A 17,463-nucleotide genomic window follows, 5' to 3' on the forward strand; every position below is an offset into this window, starting at 1 on the left:
AATCGCTCGTTTACCGGCATGCCCTACCGGGGGCGGCGATGCTCGACATGCCCGCCCCTCTCCGCTTCCTCTTCGCGTGGCTTACCGAGGCCGAGCGCACGCCGCCCTGGCTGACGCTGGAGACGCCGCTCGGCGAGGCGGTGCGCTGCTTTCAGGACGATCCGTCGCTGCGACTGCTGCCGGTGCTCGATGCCCGTCACCGGCCGCTGGGCGCGGTGTTCGAGAAGGACGTGCGCCGGCTGCTCCTCAATCCCTATGGCCATGCGCTGCTGCGCAACCCGGCCTATGGCCGCCGGCTGGAATCCATGGTGCGACCCTGCCCCGTTGCCGATTACGCCCAGTCGCCGCGCGCGCTGGTCGATGCCTATTCGGCCGCCGACGGGCAGGAAGGCATGATCCTTACGCGCGGCGGGGAGCTGTTCGCCGCGATTAGCAACCGCCGCATCATCCAGCTCGCCGCCGAGGACCGGGTGCGCGAGGCCGCGGAGCAGACCGCCCGCGCCCGCCGCATCGAGGCGGCAAGCGAACGGATCGAGGCCGAGGTCGGCGCAATGGCCGGGCAGTTGCGCGATCTTGCCGGCACACTGCGCGCCAGCGCCGCCGCCACCGTCGAGCGGGCGAGCGCCAACAGCGCCTCGGCGACCGCGCTCGCCGCAGCCGTCGCACAGAGCCACGACAATCTCGCCGCGATCGCCCGGGAATCGGAGGCGCTGGCGGCGACGCTCGACGCGATCGGCCGCGACACGGTCACCGCGCGTGCCTCGGCCGCCGAAGCGGTCGCGCTTGTCGACGACAGCCGGTTGGGCACCGCCGAGCTCGACGCCTTTGCCGAGAATGTCGGCGCGGTCACCGCCACCATCGGCGAGATCGCGGGCCAAGTGAACCTGCTCGCGCTCAACGCCGCGATCGAGGCCGCACGCGCGGGCGAGGCCGGCCGCGGCTTCACCGTGGTGGCCAACGAGATCAAGGCGCTGGCTGGCCAGGTCCGCCATGCCGCGCAGAGCGTCGGCACCAAAGTGGCCGGCATCCGCAACGTGGTGGACCGCGTCACGGCCAACCACGGGCGGGTCGAGCAGGCGATCACCGGCATTGCCGGCCTGTCCTCCAGCATCGAATGCGCGGTGCGCGAGCAGCACCACGCCACCCGCAGCATCGCCCGCAACGTTGCCGAAAGCGTCTCCGGCACCCGCGCGGTCCAGACCGATATCGAGCAGGTCCGCGTCGCCGCGCAGGCCGCCTCGGGCAACGCGCTCGCCATCGCCGATCTGTCCGCGGGCCTGCTGACCGGCGCGGAGGAACTGTCCGGCGAGGTCGACCGTTTTCTGTTAGAGGTCCGCGCCGCCTGATCTGCTGCGCGATTGAGCAGCCATTGCCTGATTATCGGGCACATTCCTGCGCCGAAATCCGTTCGGCGCGATGGGGCACCCTGGCTATTCCCGTTCTGGCATGCAGGTTGCTAAACACCCAGGAATCAGACCTGTCGCGGGCATTTCCGCTGCCTGGGGGAAAACGTGAAAAAGATCGAAGCCATCATCAAGCCGTTCAAGCTGGATGAAGTGAAGGAGGCGCTGCACGAAGTGGGCGTCTCGGGGATCACCGTCACCGAAGCCAAGGGCTTCGGCCGCCAGAAGGGGCATACCGAGCTCTATCGCGGCGCCGAGTATGTCGTGGACTTCCTGCCCAAGGTGAAGCTGGAAGTGGTGGTGGAAGACACGCTGGCCGAGCGCGTGGTGGAGGCGATCGCCGCCGCCGCGCAGACCGGCCGGATCGGCGACGGCAAGATCTTCGTCATCCCGGTCGAGACCGCGCTGCGCATCCGCACCGGCGAGCGGAACGAAAACGCCGTTTGACGTGGGCGGGGGCGGCGGCGATGAGGCCGCCGCACGAGTAATTTTATTGCCCGATTCGTCGGGCACACGAAAGAGAGCGAAAGGGCATTACGATGGCGAATTCGGCCAGTGACATCCTGAAGATGGTGAAGGACCAGGAGATCGAATGGATCGACCTGCGCTTCACCGACCCCAAGGGCAAGTGGCAGCACCTGACCATGGTCGCGTCGGTCCTCGGTGAGGACGAGCTGACCGACGGCCTGATGTTCGACGGTTCGTCGATCGAAGGCTGGAAGGCTATCAACGAGTCCGACATGATCCTGAAGCCGGATCTGGACGCGGTGTGGATCGATCCGTTCTCGGCCACCCCGATGCTGATCCTGGTGTGCGACATCGTCGAGCCCTCGACCGGCGAACTCTATGCCCGCGACCCGCGCTCGACCGCGAAGCGCGCCGAGGCGTACCTCAAGACCACCGGCATCGGCGACACCATCTATGTCGGCCCCGAAGCCGAGTTCTTCATGTTCGACGACGTGCGGTTCGAGAACAGCTACTCGACCAGCTATTACAAGATCGACGACATCGAGCTGCCGGGCAATTCGGGCCGCGAGTATGAGGCCGGCAACCTCGGCCACCGTCCGCGCGCCAAGGGCGGCTACTTCCCGGTCGCGCCGGTCGACTCGGCCGTCGACATCCGCGGCGAGATGGTTTCGACCATGCTCGAAATGGGCCTGCCCTGCGACAAGCACCACCACGAAGTCGCCGCCGCGCAGCACGAGCTGGGCCTGACCTTCGGCACGCTGGTGACCACCGCCGATCGCATGCAGATCTACAAGTATGTCGTGCACCAGGTCGCCCAGGCCTATGGCAAGACCGCGACCTTCATGCCGAAGCCGATCAAGGAAGATAACGGCTCGGGCATGCACACCCACATGTCGATCTGGGAGAAGGGCAACCCGCTGTTCGCCGGCAACGGCTATGCTGGCCTCAGCGAGACCTGCCTCTATTTCATCGGCGGCGTGATCAAGCATGCCAAGGCACTCAACGCCTTCACCAACCCGTCGACCAACAGCTACAAGCGCCTGGTCCCGGGCTATGAAGCGCCGGTGCTGCTCGCCTATTCGAGCCGCAACCGCTCGGCCTCGTGCCGCATCCCGTACGGCACGGGCAGCAAGGCGAAGCGCGTCGAGTTCCGCTTCCCGGACGCGCTGGCCAACCCGTATCTCTGCTATTCGGCGCTGCTGATGGCAGGCCTGGACGGCATCCAGAACAAGATCCACCCGGGCGACCCGATGGACAAGAACCTGTACGATCTGCCCCCGGCCGAGCTGGCCGAAGTGCCGACCGTGTGCGGTTCGCTCCGCGAGGCGCTGGACAGCCTGGAAGCCGATTTCGACTTCCTGCTGAAGGGCGACGTGTTCTCGAAGGACCAGATCGAGGCCTATATCGAGATCAAGCGCGCCGACGTGGCCCGTTGGGAAATGACCCCGAGCCCGGTCGAGTACGACATGTACTATTCGAGCTGATCCCATACGGATCGGCTGAAGAAGGGGCGTCCGGAGCGATCCGGGCGCCCTTTTCTTTGCTCCCACGCGTGCGGCGAGACGATTGAGCGCAACCTGCCACCGTGCTAGCCCGCTACATCACCCAGAAGGACTCCGCCTCCATGCGTCTTCCGCGTCTCGCAGCCCTGCTGCTCGGCACTTCCCTGCTCGCTTCTCCCGCCCTCGCCCAGACCGCCGCAACGGCCAAGTACGGCCCCTGGGGCGTCGACCTCACCACCATGGATCGCAGCGTGAAGCCGGGGAACGACTTCTACGCCTATGCACTGGGCAGCTGGCTGCGCGATGCGCCGATCCCGGCCGACAAGGCGCGCATCGGCTACAACTACGATCTGCCCGACGAGACCGAGGTGGAGGTGCGCAAGCTGATCGAGGATGCCGGCCCCTCGCCCAGCGATCCGGTGCTGCGCCAGGTCGCAACCTACTATCACGCCTTCATGGACGAGGCCGGCATCGAGGCGCGCGGCACTGCGCCGCTCAAGCCGTATCTTGCCCGCATCGATGCGGTCCAGGATCGCCTCGACCTCGAACTGCTGATGGCCGACCATGGCTATGCCAGCCCGATCGGCATCGGCATCTCGGCCGACGAGAAGGATCCGACCCGCTACACCGTGATGGCCGGCCAGGCCGGGCTCGGCCTGCCGACCCGCGACTATTACCTGCTGCCGGGCGAAAAGTACGAAACGATCCGCAAGGCCTATCGCGCCTATATCGTCAAGATCCAGCAGCTGGCCGGCATCCCTGATGCCGAGGCCAAGGCCGATGCGATCCTCGCGCTTGAGACCAGCCTCGCCAAGGACCAGTGGACGCCCGAGGCGCGCCGCGATCCGCAGAAGACCTACAACCCGATGGACCGCGCCCAGCTCGCCAAGCTGGCGCCCGAGTTCGACTGGGATGCGGTGCTCGCGCATCAGGGCCTGGGCAAGATGCCCACCGTCATCGTGCGCGAGACGACCGCCGTCACCGCCGCCGCCAAGCGGCTGGGCGACGTGCCGCTCGCGACCTGGAAGGACTGGCTGCGCTTCCGCTTCATCAGTGACCATGCCGCGGTGCTGCCCAAGGCGTTCGACGCCGCGCAGTTCGATTTCTACGGCCATACGCTCCGCGACGTGCAGGCGCAGTCGGAGCGCTGGAAGCGCGGCGTCCGCGTCGTCAACGGCGCGCTGGGCGAGGCGATCGGCAAGATCTACGCCGAGCGCCACTGGGGCCCCGCCGCCGAGGCCCTGTCGAAGGAGCTCGTCGAGGATCTCCGCGCCGCCTATGCGGACAAGATCAAGGCCGCCGCCTGGATGGACGCGCCCACCCGCAAGGAAGCGCTCGCAAAGCTCGCCGCGTTCGATCCGCGCATCGGCCATCCGGAGAAGTATATCGATTATTCCTCGATGCCGGTCAGCGCCACCGATCCGCTGGCGAACGACCTCGCCTCAGACGAATTCGAGTGGAAGCTGCAGCTGTCGCGGCTCGGCAAGCCGGTGGATCGCACGCTGTGGGAGATGACCCCGCAGACGGTGAACGCCTATTACGACCCGGTGATGAATCAGGTGACCTTCCCCGCCGCCCAGCTGGCGCCGCCCTTCTTCGATCCGGCCGCCGATCCGGCGGTCAACTATGGCGAGACGGGCGCGACGATCGGCCACGAGATGGGCCATGGCTTCGACGACGAGGGCCGCCAGTTCGATGCCAGCGGCAAGCTGCGCGACTGGTGGACCGCCCAATCGGCCGAGCGCTACACCGCGCACGCCCAGGCGCTGGTCAAGCAGTTCGACGCCTATGAGCCGATCCCCGGCGTCCACATCAAGGGCCAGCTGACCCTCGGCGAGAACCTCGCCGATCTCGGCGGGCTGGAAGTCGCCTACGCCGCCTATCGCCGCTATGTCGCCCGCCACGGCGAGCCCAAGGTGCTGGACGGCCTGACCGGCGACCAGCGCTTCTTCCTCGCCTATGCCGCCAGCTGGCAGGGCAAGGCGCGCGAAGGCGCGGTGCGGGCGCAGCTGCTCTCCGATCCGCACAGCCCGGACAAGTATCGCGTCAACGGCATCGTGCGGAACATGGACGCCTGGTACAAGGCGTTCGGCGTGAAGCCCGGAGACGCGCTGTATCTCGCGCCCGAAGCGCGGGTGCACGTCTGGTAAGGGAACGCCGGGGGCGCCCTGCCCCCGGCCTCACCCGGCGCGATAGGCGAATACCCCCGCTGACTTGGTCACGCCGGTTTCGGCGACGTCGTAGCGCGCCAGCAGCGTCAATCGCTCGACCGGCAGCGGCGAACGCCACGGGTCGCCGACCAGCACCGTGGTGCCGGCCGCAACACATCGGTCGAGGAACGCAGTGACGCGCACCGCCACCTCGGGCGCGTAGAACACGTCGCCGACCAGCAGCAGGTCAACATTGGGCGCCGGCCCGTCCGTGATGTCGCCGACGATCTCCGCCAGCGGGACCTCGTTCAGCGCCGCATTGAGCGCGATGGCGGCGCGCGCATGGGGGTCGATCTCGGACGCCGTGACCTCGGCTGCGCCCGCCCGCGCGGCGGCGATCCCGACCAGCCCCGAGCCTGCACCGAGATCCAGGACCCGCCGCCCGGCGACCTGCGCCGGATGGTCCAGCACGTACCGCGCCAGCGCCAGCCCGCCGCCCCACCAATAGGCCCAATAGGGGGCAGCCTCGCCCAGTCGGCCTACGCCACTTGCCGGCCCGGCCTTGTGCAACCGCAATTCCGGCACACCGGGCACTGCCACCACCGGCAGATGCTCCCGGATGAATGCGGCGACATCGCCCCCCTCGCTCACAGCGCGCGCCCGAGCCAGGCGACGCGTCCGATCAGCTGAAACCGGCCAGCGCGTGCCAGCCGCACCGGATAGTCCGGGTTGTCGCTCACCAGTTCCACCCCGCCCACCGCGGGCCGCAGCCGCTTGACCAGCAGTTCCCCCTCCACCCGCAGCACGAAGATGCCGCGCGCATCGATCCGGCAGCGATCGCGATCGACCAGTATCTCGTCGCCGTCGCTCAGCGTCGGCGCCATAGAGTCGCCCGCCACGCGCACCATCGACGCCGCCTCCGGCCGAACGCCGAGCTGCCGCAGCAGCAGCGGCGGGAAGGCGAACGGCGCCTGCAGGGTCTCGTCTTCGGCCCAGCCACCGGGCCCCGCCGACGCGCCAAGATCGATTCGCGGCACCGTTACCAGGGCCGCCTGCGGCCGGCCGCCCAGCAGCGTCTCGTCGACGCCCAGATATTCGGCCAGCCGCGCCCGGTCGCGCTCCGGCAATTCGCGCGGCGAACCGCGCATCAGATATTGCTGCAGATAGGCCGGGTTGCGGCCGAGCACGCGCGACAACGTGGCGAGACGCACCCCTTTGGCGGCCACCAGCTTCGCAAAATTTGCCCGTTGCACATCAGCTTCCATACCCTCTTTCCTACACATAGGATTTTTCCTAGGCAAGACTTAGATGAGAACATATCGTGATCATCCGAGTCGAAGGAGGAGGACATGGGTGTCCTTACATGGGGAAATCGAAGCGTTCCTGGAACGGACCCGGATGCCGGCGACGCGGTTCGGACGCTTGGCAGCGGGCGATCCGCGACTGGTCGGCGATCTGCGGCAGGGCCGCGTACCGGGGCCAGCGTTGACAGCACGGCTGCGCGCCTTCCTCGCCGCCCCGCCGGCCTGGAAGCCCGGGCGGCGCGGCGGCGCGATATCGGCGCGCGGCTCGAACGCGCGCTGATCGCCGCGGCGGCGACGGAGGGCTGCGTGCTGCGGATCGTGGAGGCGAACTGGGTGCCGTGGGCGAGCGTCACCTTCAGCGGTGCGCGGCACCGGCTGCTGCTGGAGCTGGATGCGAGCGTCGTCGCGCGGGCCTGGCTGGTCGCGCTTCCCGAGCTGGAACTGCCGATCCGCGGGCACCTGGTCGCCGATCTGCAGGTGGGGACGGTGGAAACGGTGGACGGCGTGCTGCGCACCGCGGTCGAGGCGCTGACCGTCGAGGAGTGCTGACTCGGCCCTCAGGCCTGGCGGGCCAGGCTGCGCAGCGCGGCGAGCGCGTCGTCCAGCCCGCGATCGGCCCGCACGCGGCCGCGCACCTGCGGCGCCGGATTGCGGTGAACGACGCCCCGCTCGAGCCGTTCGAGCAGCGCGTGCACCGAGGCGTCGGTTTCGGGGTGGACCAGCCGGTCACCGGGGTCGCGGCTCGCCGGCGTTCGCTGGCCTGCGCTCGCAGCGCGCTCGCGGCGCGGCGGGACGGGCGGCGGCAACGGCACCGCCGGGATTGCGGTGGGGTCGAACGCGGCGAGCGGCTGGTCGAGATCGACGGGCAGGTCGCGCTCGGCGGCGGCCGGTTCCTGCTCGACCGGCACCTTGGGCAGCGCCCAAGGCGGCGTGTCGAGCTCGTGACCCGCGCGCAGCGGCGGGCGCGGCCGTGCGTCGGGATGCGCGTCGGCACGGCGGATGATGGGCGTCGGCAGCGGATCCAGATCACCCGCTGCGACACTTTCGGGAGCACGGCGCGCGAACCAGCGTGCGGTCAGCGCGCCCACTCCTGCGCCGATCGCGCCGGCGGCAACGGCAACTAACAGCGTGGGCAAACCGGCGAGCTGCGGCCTCGTGCCGGCCGCCTCGATCATCGGAAGATGCAGGGACGCTGCCGGCAGCGCGGCCACGGCCAGAGCCGATACGCCGCCCAGCAAGAGAGCGGCAAAGGGGACGAGCGGCAGCTTCATGCGTTCACCCGATACGTGTGCGACCACGTGGTTCTCATGCCATCTTTATGGCAAGGTTTTCATACAAACCGTCATAGACGGCAATATTTACAAACCAGTTGCGCTCGGCCTCGATATACGCGCGGGCCTGTTTTCTGCGAACATCCCATTGATCGCGCATGCAAAATAGATTTTCAAGCGCTTTTGCGAGCGCCGCCGGGTCATCCGCCGGAAACAATGTGCCGGTGATACCGTCCTCGATCAGCTCGCGGTGCCCGCCGACATCCGACGCCGCGACGAGGCGTTGCTGCGCCATTGCTTCCAACGGCTTGAGCGGTGTGACCAGGTCGGTGAGCCGCATCTTCTTGCGCGGATAGACCAGCACGTCGATCAGACTGTAGTAGCGCTCGACTGCCTCATGGGGCACCCGGCCGAGGAAATGGATGCGGTCAGCGACGGGCGACGCCGCCGCCTGGGCGCGCAGCGCGGGCTCTGCCGGGCCACCGCCAACGAGCAGCAGCTGCATCGCGGGGCGCACCGCGACCAGCGCCGGCATCGCCGCGATCAGCACGTCGAGCCCCTCATAGTCGTAGAAGCTGCCGATGAACCCGATCGTCTCCGCGCCTTCCAGGCCCAGTTGCGCGGTTAGCGCGGCATCCTGCGGCACGGGCTCGCCGAACAGTGCCATGTCGACCCCGTTGGGAGAGACCGCTATCTTCGCCGAATCGATCCCCCGCGCGATCAGGTCGCCGCGCAGCCCGTCGCAGATCACCGCCACCGCGTCGGCTTGGCGGACCGCATGCGTCTCCAGCGCCTTGGTGATGCGGTAGCGCAGGCTCCCCTCGCGTCCGGTACCGTTGCCGACCGCGGCATCCTCCCAGAAAGCACGGATCTCGTAGAGCAAAGGCACCCCGCTCCAGCGCCGCACCCGCAGGCCAGCGAGCGCGCAGAGCACCGGCGAATGGGCGTGGAGCACGTCGGGCCGGAAGCTTTTCACTACCTGGTGAATGCGTTGCGCAAAGGCATCGATCTCGCGCCATTCGCTCAGGCCGGCCAGCTTGGCTGCGACCGGCCGGGTGCGGAAGAAGCGCAGGCCGTCGACCACTTCCTCGTCGGCCGGTGCAGGTCCGTGCCGCGGGCCGGTGACCGCCGCCACCTCCCAGCCGCGCGCCAGCTCGGCCTTCAGGATCGCGCGGGTGCGGAACGCATAGCCGCTGTGGAGCGGCAGGCCATGATCCAGAAGGTGGAGGACTCGCATGCACGCCTGCATGCCATGCCGCGCTTAACGGCACGTCAACTGCACCTGCGCTAGGGAGGGCGCGGAAGGAACGGCTCGCCCGATGATCGACAATCTCTCGCTTGCGCTCACCCATGGGCTGATGCTGCTCGCGGCCTTCCTCCTGCTTCGCCGGCCCGATCTTGATCGCGAGGACGCCGCGCCCAAGGAGAAGAAACGTGGGCGCTGGGGCAAGCGCGGTGCGTGACTATGTCTTCGTGCTATTCCTGGCGGCGTTCTTCGGCAGCGGCTTTCGCAAGCCGTTCCTGTTCGTGCTGGTCTACGCCTATATCGACATCGTTGCGCCCCAGCGGCTGACCTATCTGCTGCTCAATTCCCTGCCGATCTCGGCGATGGCGGCTGCGCTGGCGCTGGCCGGGTTCCTGCTGTTCGACGACAAGCGCGACGTGCGGGTGGCGCCGCGCCAGCTGCTGATCGTTGCGCTGATCGGCTATTGCTGGTTCACCACGCTCCACGCCGACTTTCCGGTGGAGGCCAAGGACAAATGGGACTGGGTGTGGAAGGCGCTCGCCTTCGCCGCCTTCCTGCCGCTCACCTTGCGCACACGGCTGCGGATCGAGGCGCTGCTGCTGTTCATGGTGCTGTCGGCAAGCTCGATCATCATCGTCGGCGCGATCAAGACCATCCTCTCCGGCGGCGGCTATGGCGAGCTCAACCTGATGGTCTCGAACAATTCGGGGCTGTACGAGGGCAGCACCATCTCCACCGTCGCCATCGCCATCCTGCCGCTGATCCTATGGTTCACCCGGCACGGCACGATCTTCGCGCCCGACTGGCGGGTGAAGGTCTTTGCGTACGCGCTGTGCTTCGCCTGCCTGCTGATCCCGATCGGCACCTCGACGCGCACCGGGCTGCTCTGCATCGGGCTGGTCGCGCTGCTGATGCTGCGGGATAGCCAGAAGAAGCTGCTCTATCTGGGCTGCGTGGCGGCGATGGGCCTGGCCGCCCTGCCCTTCCTGCCTTCCGCCTTCACCGAGCGGATGGGAACGATCAAGACCTACCAGGGCGACGCTTCCGCCTCCACCCGCCTCGCCGTATGGCAATGGACGATGGACTTTGCCCGCGAGCACCCGCTGGGCGGCGGGTTCGAGGCCTATCGCCAGAACCAGATCCGCTACGAAAAGGTGGCGGTGGAAGACCAGGGCGGCGTGGCGGTGGTCGACCGCTCGCTCGAGGTCGACAAGGCGCGGGCCTATCACAGCGCCTATTTCGAAATGCTCGGCGAACAGGGCTATCCTGGGCTCGCGCTGTGGCTGACGATCAACCTTGCCGGTCTGTTCCGCATGGAAGTGCTGCGTCGCCGCTATGCGCGCGCCGAGGGCGAGCAGGCCTGGATCGCGCCGCTCGCTGCCGCGCTGCAGAACGGGCACATCGTCTATCTGCTCGGCGCGGCGTTCGTGGCGATCGCCTACCAGCCCTTCATCTACATGCTGATCGGGGCGCAGATCGGGCTCGACACCTATTGTGCCCGCAAGCGCGCGGCGGCGGACTGGCGGCCGCTGCGCAAGGCGCGCGCCGTCGCCGCATGAGTGATCGAGGCGAGTTGCGCGCGCTGACCTCGGTGCGGGGCATCTCGGCGTGGTGGGTGGTGCTGTACCATCTGCGCGGATCGCTCGCCGGGCTGCCGGGCACGGCCGAAGCCGTGCTCGCCAAGGGCTATCTCGCCGTCGACTTCTTCTTCCTGCTGTCGGGCTTCGTGCTGGCGCTCAGCCACGGCGAGCGCCTCCGCTCGGCGGGCCTCGCCGTGGTGCCCGACTTCCTGCGCCGACGGATCGCGCGGATCTGGCCGCTCCACGCGGTGATGCTCGGCTTTGCGGTGCTGTTGCTGCTGGTCCTTCGCGCCAGCGGGCGCGCTGCGCCCGAATTCCCCCTGGCCGAGCTGCCGGCGCACCTGCTGCTCGTCCAGGCCTGGGGCTTCGCCGAACCGCTGCGCTGGAACGATCCTGCCTGGTCGATCTCGTGCGAACTGGCGGCGTACCTGCTGTTCCCGCTCTGGGTGATGGCGATCGACTGGCGCGGCCGGGCTACGCCCGCCCTTCTGGGCGCGATCGGGGCGCTGCTGCTGGGGCTGGGCGCAGCGTTCGCGCTGCGCGGTGCCGATACATTGGGGCAGGATATCCCGCATCTCGGGGTCGTGCGTTGCCTGCTCGAGTTCGCGACCGGCACGCTGATCCATGCCCTTTGGCAACGCTGGCGGGAACGCCGCGCAGTCCTTGCCAGCTTCGGCATAGCCGCGCTGTTCGGCATGGCATGGCGATTGGGTGCGCCGGAAACGCTGGCCGTTCCCGCGGCCCTTGCGGCGCTGCTGTTGGGACTGGCCCTAACCGCAGGCCGGCCGGGCAATCCCCTCGAAGGCGCGCTGCTCCACCGCCTCGGCGAGATCAGCTATGCGACCTATCTCAGCCACTTCCTGCTGTGGTTCGCCTTCAAGCTCGCCTTCGTCCGCACCGCGACGATCGGCTGGCCGCTCGCGGCGCTGTATCTGCTGCTGGTCCTCGCCGCGTCGGTAGCGCTCCACTACTGGGTGGAGCGCCCCGCGCAGCGCTGGGTCAACGCCCTCGGGTTCAGACCGGGGCGGTCACGTCTTCCAGCGCGGCGATCACCGCCCGGTTGAACGCGGGGATATCGTCCGGCTTGCGGCTGGTGATAAGGTTGCCGTCGGTCACCACTTCCTCGTCGACCACATCGGCACCGGCATTGGCCAGATCGGTGCGGATCGACGGCCAGCTGGTCAGGCGACGACCGGCGACCACATCGGCCTCGGCGAGCAGCCACGGCGCATGGCAGATCGCCGCGACCAGCCGTTTGGAATCCATGAAGTTGCGGGCAATCTCGACTGCCTTCTCGTTCATCCGCAGCTTGTCCGGATTGCCGACGCCGCCCGGCAGCACCAGCGCGTCGAACTGATCAAGCTCGACCGCGTCCAGCGTCGTGTCCGGCGTGATGCTCTTGCCCTTCTCGCCGCCGCTTTCGCCGGTGATCGGATCGGTCTTGATCGAGGCGAGCGTCACCTGCGCGCCGGCATCGAGCAGCGCCTGACGCGGTTCGAACAGCTCCGACTCCTCGAAGCCGTCGGTGGCGAGCATCAGCACGCGCGCATTCTGCAGATTGGCCATGGGGGCATCCTTTCCAGTCGTTCTGAATATGCCGGGCCAACCCGGAGCCCCCGCGCCTTGTTCCGGAACGAATTGTTGCTGCGGCGCATTTGCCTAGGCTCTGCCCCAAGGAACCGCGATGGACAGCGCCGAGATCGTCTATGTCGAAGACCAGGCCCCCGGCATCACCCGGCGCAAGATGCGCCACGGCTGGGGCTATTTCGACGCGGACGGCACCCGCATCACTAACCGGGACGAAATCGACCGGCTGAACGCCATCGGCTTGCCCCCCGCCTATGAGAATGCGTGGTTCTGCCCGGACCCCAACGGCCATATCCAGGCGACCGGCTATGACGTTAAGGGCCGGAAGCAATATCGCTACCACAATGGCTTCCGCGAGGCGCAGGAGGCGGCGAAATATGATCGCTGCGGCATGTTCGGCGAACGCCTGCCGCGCCTGCGCCGCAAGGTGGAGAGCGATCTCCGCTTGCGCGGACTGTGCAAGGACAAGGCCGTGGCCGCCGTCGTCCGGCTGCTCGACCTCGGCTCGATCCGCGTCGGCAACGAGACCTATGCGCAGGAGAATAAGAGCTTCGGCGCCACCACGCTGCGCAAGCGTCACGTCAAGGTCGCGGGCGGCACGCTCAAGCTCCAGTTCCGCGCCAAGTCCGGCAAGCTGCGGGTGATGACGGTGACCGACAAGTCGCTCAGCCGCTTCGTCAAGCGCTGCCAGGACTTGCCCGGCCAGAACCTGTTCCGCTGGATCGACGATGCTGGCGAGGCGCACCCGGTCACGTCCAGCGACGTCAACGCCTATATCCGCGAGGCGATGGGCGAGCATTTCAGCGCCAAGCATTTCCGTACCTGGGGGGCGAGCGTGATCGCCTATCGCACGCTGGCGGAGGCACCCGAGCCGATCGGCCTCAAGACCCTGCTGGAGCCCGTCACCGAAGCGCTGGGCAATACCCCCGCCATCGCCCGAAAATCCTATGTCCATCCGCGGCTGATCGAGCTGGCGCGCGACAAGCCCAGCCAGGCGCTGTTCCGCGCTGGCTTGCGCCTGCCCCGCACGACGCAGTACCTCGACCGCTACGAACGCGGCCTGATCGTCTTCCTGGAGACCGATCCGGCCGAACAGCCCGCCAAGGCAGCCTGACGAGACCCGATGCTGATCACCGCCCGCACCAAGCCCACCCATTTCGAACGCCAGCTCCAAGCATTCATCGGCGACACGCCGGACTGGATCGCCGACCATTGGCTGAGCATCCTGGTCGCCACCGGCATCGCGGCCGTCATCGTGCTGGTTCTGCACACGCTGCGCCGCTGGGGCATGCGGCTGTGCCGGAACAGCAATGGCGGCGGCACCAATTGGTACACGATCTTCGGCCGCACGATTGCGCGGACCAACAATTTCTTCATCGTGATGACAGCGATCCGGCTAGTGGTGAATGTCGCAGAGACGCCGCCATTGCTCGACAAGACGATCACCCTGCTGTTCACGATTGCGGCCTTCTTCCAGGTGGCGATTTGGATCCGCGAGGTGATCTTCGGGCTGATCGAGCACCGTACCAGCAGCGACAACCCCAGCGAGAGTCTCGCGAGCGCGGTAGGCATCATCCGCCTGCTGATCTCGATCGCGCTGTTCGCCATCGCGCTGGTGATGGTGCTCGCCAATGTCGGGGTGAATGTCACAGGCCTCATCGCCGGTCTCGGCGTCGGCGGCATCGCCATCGGTCTTGCCGCGCAGGGCATTTTCGGCGACCTGATCGCGGCGCTATCTATCCTGTTCACCCGCCCCTTCCGTGTCGGCGACAACATCAAGTTCGACCAGACCAGCGGCACGGTGGCCGAAATCGGCCTCAAGTCCACCCGCGTCCGCTCGTTCGACGGCGAGATGCACATCATCTCGAACCGCCAGCTGCTCGACAAGGAGCTGCAGAACCTCACCGATCGCACGCGCATCCGCCTGCCGTTCAAGATCGGCGTGGCGTACGAGACGCCGCCGGAGAAGCTCGAGCGGCTGCACGACATCTTCAAGGAGATCGTCGAGGCGAACGGCGCGACCGCGGTGCGCAACGGTTTCTCGGGGTTCGGCGATAGTTCGATCGATTACGAGCTGATCGCCGAGGTCGCGACCGGCAGCTGGGATGTCGGCCACCCGACCCGCGATCGCATCCTGATCGGCATCGTGCGCAGGCTGGCAGAAGAGGGCATCAGCATCCCCTACCCGACCCAGACCACTTATACCGCGGCGCCCGACGGCAAGATCATCATGCCCTATCCGGACGTGCAGCCGGTGATGCGCGTGGACAAGGAAGAGGGCGAGCGCTGAAAGGGCGCTGCTCCCTCCAAGCCGTCATCCCGGCGAAAGCCGGGATCCATTCGCCCCTCCGGCGTAGCACGCACCGATCCGGCGCCCCCAATGGATGCCGGCTTTTGCCGGGATGACGAAGCTAGGCGGGGACGCTCCCGCTCAGTCGTACTTCGTCACCAGCCAGCTCCACACGCCCCAGGCGAGCAGCGCCCACACCCCCAGCACGATGGCGATCCCGCCCCAGCTGACCGGCCGATGGCTGGCTTCTTCCGCCGCCGCGCGGTGCTCGGCGAACTGATCGGCGGGGATCAGCCGCTCGAACAGCCATACGCCGAGCGGGATCAGGATGGCGTCGTCCACCAGCCCGAGCACGGGAATGAAATCGGGGATCAGGTCGATCGGCGACAGCGCATAGGCCGCGACCAATATGCCAACGATCCGCGCAGCTAGGGGCGTACGCGGATCGCGGATGGCGAGCCATACGGCATGCGCCTCGGTGCGGACGCGGTGCGCGAGAGAAGGACCCATGCCCCTGAATCGCCCAGCCGCGTGCGCCGGTCAATGCGGGTTAGCGCTCGGCCGTGGTCTCGACCTTGGCGTGGCTGCCGGTCTCGTCCGACTTGATCTTGCCGCCGAACAGCATCTTCACCTTGCCGGTGATCGACATGTCCGTTTCCCACAGCTCGGCATCGTCGATGTCGACGCGGAGCAGCGCGAGGTTCGGGTCCTGCTTGCCGCCCGGAAACCAGGCTTCGACCTGGCTGTTCCACAGCTTGTCGATCATCGCGAAGTCGTTGTCGACGCGCGCGGTGCCCGAGAGGCAGGCGAAGAAGTCATGCCCCTTCGACACGAACTGCAGCATCGCCGGGCCACCCTTGGCCATGCGGTTGTCCTTGCCGATGAAGAAGAAGATCGTGTCGACCTGGTCCTCGTCGAGCTGCGCGGTCAGCGGCTCGCTGTGCTGGCCGTCCTGCAGGCCCGCCATCATGAAGGGACTGTCCGCCAGCTTGGACCAGAAATGCTTCTTCAGTTCGACCGTATCGGCCATGATCGTCTCCCGAGTTTGGATACCTGCGGGTAACGTGCAGGTCCGCTCAGGCGTTCCGGATCGCGGCGGCGGCGCCGATCAGTTCGAGGTCGGCGCGGTTGACCAGCGCCACCGGGGTATCGCCGAGCTGGCGGCGAAAGGCGGTGCGCGCCTCCATCCGTTTACGGAAGCCGGGCTGCTTGAGCTGCGTCTCCAGCGCACGGGCGATCGCGCCGGTGAGAAACACCCCGTCCCACGCATCGAAGGTCAGGACGAGGTCGCCGACAAACGCGCCGAGATGCTCTACGAACATCCGCACCACCGCGGCCGCGACGGGATCGCGGCCGATATTGCGGGTCACGTCCTCCGGCGCGGGCAGCCGCTTGCCGCCGGACAGCGCCTCATAGGCGAGCAGCAGCCCATTGGCGCTGAGCAGGGTCTCGACCTCGACCAGCCCACCGCGCGCCCTGCAGAAGGTGGCGAACCGCTCCTCGTCGCCGTTCTGGGGCGCAAAGCCGATATGCCCGGCCTCGCTTTGCACCGGCACATGCCGTCCGTCCGCGCCGATCAGCGCCGCGACGCCGAGCCCGGTGCCGACCCCGATCACCGCATAATTGCCGCCAGGCGTGATCGGCTTGGGCGCGGCGCCGGGGAGCGCGGTAAACGTTGTCGCCGGAAGTCGCGTAAGTGCCAGCGCGTTGGCGGCGCATTCGTTGAGCGCCACCGGCTTCTCGCGCAGCACCGCCTCGACGCCCGCGAGTGAGATGTACCAGCGGCTGCCGGTCAGGTTGATCAGGTCGCCGCGCACCGCGCCTGCCACCGCCAGCACGCTCGGCAGCCGAGCATCACGCAGGCCCACCCCGGCAAGATACGCAACCAGAGCGCTGGTGAAGGTCTGATGGTCGGCGTTGGAAAAGCGCTTGATCTCGCGCGGCTCGACATCGTCGCCGCCGCCGGTCAGGCCGAAGCGAACCGATTGTCGGCCGATATCGGCCACCAGCGCCACGCCATCTTCCATTGAGCCCTCTCTCCCCTGCCGGCTTCTTCGCGAAACTCGGACAGGCGATATCGCTAACAATGGTTACCGTAGCAATAAACAAGCGACAATTAGTTTGGTTTTCGCGCGAATTTCAGGCGGTTCGCGGGTCCGCGCCGAAACGATTGGCGCCGATGGCCGGCGACCAGTAGAGCGCGACTGCCAGAATCGCGAGCGCGACTTGCCCTGCGATGGGCAGCATCGGCACGCCAGGATGCAGCCCGATCGCCACCTGGGTCCGGTCCAGATCTCCCGCCACGCCGATCGCCGCGAGCAGCAGCCCGGGGATCGCCGGCAGCCCGACATCGTGCAGCCGCCGCACGATCAGCCCGATCAGCGGCACGAACAGCAGCAGCGCCAGCGCCTCCTCCACCGCGACGCGGCGCCAGAAGACCGTGACGTTGAGCGGCGTCGGCGGATGGAAGAAGTGGAAGCCGAGGAACAGCAGCAGTTCGCCGATCGCGATCAGGATCAGCGCGCTGGTCAGTTCGCTGCGTGTCGAGCGGCCGTGGAACACGAAGCTCTGGCCGATGGCGCGGAGGCCGTTCCGCAGCGACACCCCGTCGCGATAGCTGGCTGCTGTCATGGAAGGGAGGGTGCAGCGCGCCGCACCCTCC

General features: G+C 67.6%; 20 protein-coding genes. 11 read left to right on the top strand and 9 right to left on the bottom strand.

Annotated features, from left to right (window positions below; genetic code table 11):
* Positions 1-47 precede the first annotated feature (47 nt).
* From ABIC35_RS09030 to ABIC35_RS09045, 4 genes are all read left to right on the top strand, one after another.
* On the top strand, positions 48-1,346 hold the full coding sequence (locus ABIC35_RS09030; RefSeq protein WP_354278413.1) for a methyl-accepting chemotaxis protein: 1,299 nt from the start codon (positions 48-50) through the stop codon (positions 1,344-1,346).
* A 165-nt stretch (positions 1,347-1,511) separates the two neighbouring features.
* Positions 1,512-1,850, top strand: coding sequence for a P-II family nitrogen regulator (locus ABIC35_RS09035; RefSeq protein ID WP_010544265.1), 339 nt, complete (start codon positions 1,512-1,514; stop codon positions 1,848-1,850).
* Between the two features lie 92 nt (positions 1,851-1,942).
* A complete protein-coding gene (glnA, locus tag ABIC35_RS09040; protein WP_121074988.1) occupies positions 1,943-3,355 on the top strand; it encodes a type I glutamate--ammonia ligase in 1,413 nt (470 codons plus the stop codon).
* Between the two features lie 140 nt (positions 3,356-3,495).
* Positions 3,496-5,523 carry a M13 family metallopeptidase gene (locus tag ABIC35_RS09045; RefSeq protein ID WP_121074985.1) on the top strand — a complete coding sequence of 676 codons (2,028 nt, stop codon included), beginning with the start codon at positions 3,496-3,498 and terminating at the stop codon, positions 5,521-5,523.
* Positions 5,524-5,553: 30 nt separating this feature from the next.
* On the opposite strand, the gene ABIC35_RS09050 is transcribed toward ABIC35_RS09045, so the two are convergent.
* Both ABIC35_RS09050 and ABIC35_RS09055 read right to left on the bottom strand, forming a co-directional pair.
* Positions 5,554-6,174, bottom strand: a complete 621-nt coding sequence (locus ABIC35_RS09050; protein ID WP_121074982.1) for a class I SAM-dependent methyltransferase — start codon at positions 6,172-6,174, stop codon at positions 5,554-5,556.
* Positions 6,171-6,776, bottom strand: coding sequence for a S24 family peptidase (locus ABIC35_RS09055; protein ID WP_354278414.1), 606 nt, complete (start codon positions 6,774-6,776; stop codon positions 6,171-6,173). The genes ABIC35_RS09050 and ABIC35_RS09055 overlap by 4 nt, the downstream gene beginning before the upstream one ends.
* 100 nt (positions 6,777-6,876) lie before the next feature.
* On the opposite strand from ABIC35_RS09055, the gene ABIC35_RS09060 reads away from it, so the two are divergent.
* Together ABIC35_RS09060 and ABIC35_RS09065 are read left to right on the top strand one after the other, a co-directional pair.
* Positions 6,877-7,107: a hypothetical protein gene (locus tag ABIC35_RS09060; RefSeq protein ID WP_354278415.1), complete on the top strand. Its 231-nt coding sequence runs from the start codon at positions 6,877-6,879 to the stop codon at positions 7,105-7,107.
* 26 nt (positions 7,108-7,133) lie between these two features.
* Positions 7,134-7,376, top strand: coding sequence for a hypothetical protein (locus tag ABIC35_RS09065; protein ID WP_121074972.1), 243 nt, complete (start codon positions 7,134-7,136; stop codon positions 7,374-7,376).
* A gap of 8 nt (positions 7,377-7,384) precedes the next feature.
* On the opposite strand, the gene ABIC35_RS09070 is transcribed toward ABIC35_RS09065, so the two are convergent.
* Both ABIC35_RS09070 and ABIC35_RS09075 read right to left on the bottom strand, forming a co-directional pair.
* A complete protein-coding gene (locus ABIC35_RS09070; RefSeq protein ID WP_147425838.1) occupies positions 7,385-8,125 on the bottom strand; it encodes a hypothetical protein in 741 nt (246 codons plus the stop codon).
* Between the two features lie 7 nt (positions 8,126-8,132).
* On the bottom strand, positions 8,133-9,335 hold the full coding sequence (locus ABIC35_RS09075) for a TIGR04063 family PEP-CTERM/XrtA system glycosyltransferase (protein ID WP_121079206.1): 1,203 nt from the start codon (positions 9,333-9,335) through the stop codon (positions 8,133-8,135).
* An 82-nt stretch (positions 9,336-9,417) separates the two neighbouring features.
* Between ABIC35_RS09075 and ABIC35_RS09080 the strand changes: the two genes are divergently transcribed.
* The 3 genes from ABIC35_RS09080 to ABIC35_RS09090 are packed head-to-tail and all read left to right on the top strand — an operon-like array spanning position 9,418 to position 11,988.
* Positions 9,418-9,561 (top strand): hypothetical protein, encoded by a 144-nt coding sequence (locus ABIC35_RS09080; protein ID WP_183049330.1) that lies wholly within the window; start codon positions 9,418-9,420, stop codon positions 9,559-9,561.
* Positions 9,554-10,903, top strand: coding sequence for a putative O-glycosylation ligase, exosortase A system-associated (locus tag ABIC35_RS09085; protein WP_121074966.1), 1,350 nt, complete (start codon positions 9,554-9,556; stop codon positions 10,901-10,903). The genes ABIC35_RS09080 and ABIC35_RS09085 overlap by 8 nt, the downstream gene beginning before the upstream one ends.
* Positions 10,900-11,988: an acyltransferase family protein gene (locus tag ABIC35_RS09090; RefSeq protein WP_121079205.1), complete on the top strand. Its 1,089-nt coding sequence runs from the start codon at positions 10,900-10,902 to the stop codon at positions 11,986-11,988. Before ABIC35_RS09085 ends, ABIC35_RS09090 begins: the two co-directional genes overlap by 4 nt.
* Here the strand turns inward: ABIC35_RS09090 and ABIC35_RS09095 are convergent.
* Positions 11,939-12,490 (bottom strand): type 1 glutamine amidotransferase domain-containing protein, encoded by a 552-nt coding sequence (locus ABIC35_RS09095; protein WP_121074963.1) that lies wholly within the window; start codon positions 12,488-12,490, stop codon positions 11,939-11,941. The two genes, ABIC35_RS09090 and ABIC35_RS09095, sit on opposite strands and share 50 nt — an antisense overlap.
* A gap of 118 nt (positions 12,491-12,608) precedes the next feature.
* Here ABIC35_RS09095 and ABIC35_RS09100 point away from each other — a divergent pair, with 118 nt between their 5' ends.
* Positions 12,609-13,625: a DNA topoisomerase IB gene (locus tag ABIC35_RS09100; RefSeq protein ID WP_121074960.1), complete on the top strand. Its 1,017-nt coding sequence runs from the start codon at positions 12,609-12,611 to the stop codon at positions 13,623-13,625.
* A 9-nt stretch (positions 13,626-13,634) separates the two neighbouring features.
* Complete coding sequence (locus ABIC35_RS09105) at positions 13,635-14,801, top strand: mechanosensitive ion channel family protein (RefSeq protein ID WP_121074957.1); 1,167 nt, start codon at positions 13,635-13,637, stop codon at positions 14,799-14,801.
* 141 nt (positions 14,802-14,942) lie between these two features.
* On the opposite strand, the gene ABIC35_RS09110 is transcribed toward ABIC35_RS09105, so the two are convergent.
* The 4 genes from ABIC35_RS09110 to ABIC35_RS09125 all read right to left on the bottom strand — a co-directional run bounded on the left by ABIC35_RS09110 (position 14,943) and on the right by ABIC35_RS09125 (position 17,432).
* Complete coding sequence (locus tag ABIC35_RS09110) at positions 14,943-15,311, bottom strand: YkvA family protein (protein ID WP_121074954.1); 369 nt, start codon at positions 15,309-15,311, stop codon at positions 14,943-14,945.
* A 40-nt stretch (positions 15,312-15,351) separates the two neighbouring features.
* Positions 15,352-15,831, bottom strand: coding sequence for a pyridoxamine 5'-phosphate oxidase family protein (locus tag ABIC35_RS09115; RefSeq protein WP_121074951.1), 480 nt, complete (start codon positions 15,829-15,831; stop codon positions 15,352-15,354).
* 46 nt (positions 15,832-15,877) lie between these two features.
* Positions 15,878-16,828, bottom strand: a complete 951-nt coding sequence (locus tag ABIC35_RS09120; protein ID WP_121074948.1) for a glucokinase — start codon at positions 16,826-16,828, stop codon at positions 15,878-15,880.
* Between the two features lie 112 nt (positions 16,829-16,940).
* Entirely contained in the window at positions 16,941-17,432 is a 492-nt protein-coding gene (locus tag ABIC35_RS09125; RefSeq protein ID WP_121074945.1) for a DUF805 domain-containing protein, read from the bottom strand.
* Positions 17,433-17,463: the final 31 nt, after the last annotated feature.

The organism is Sphingomonas trueperi (assembly GCF_040545965.1).
In the GTDB taxonomy this organism is placed as follows: Bacteria; Pseudomonadota; Alphaproteobacteria; order Sphingomonadales; family Sphingomonadaceae; genus Sphingomonas; species Sphingomonas trueperi_C.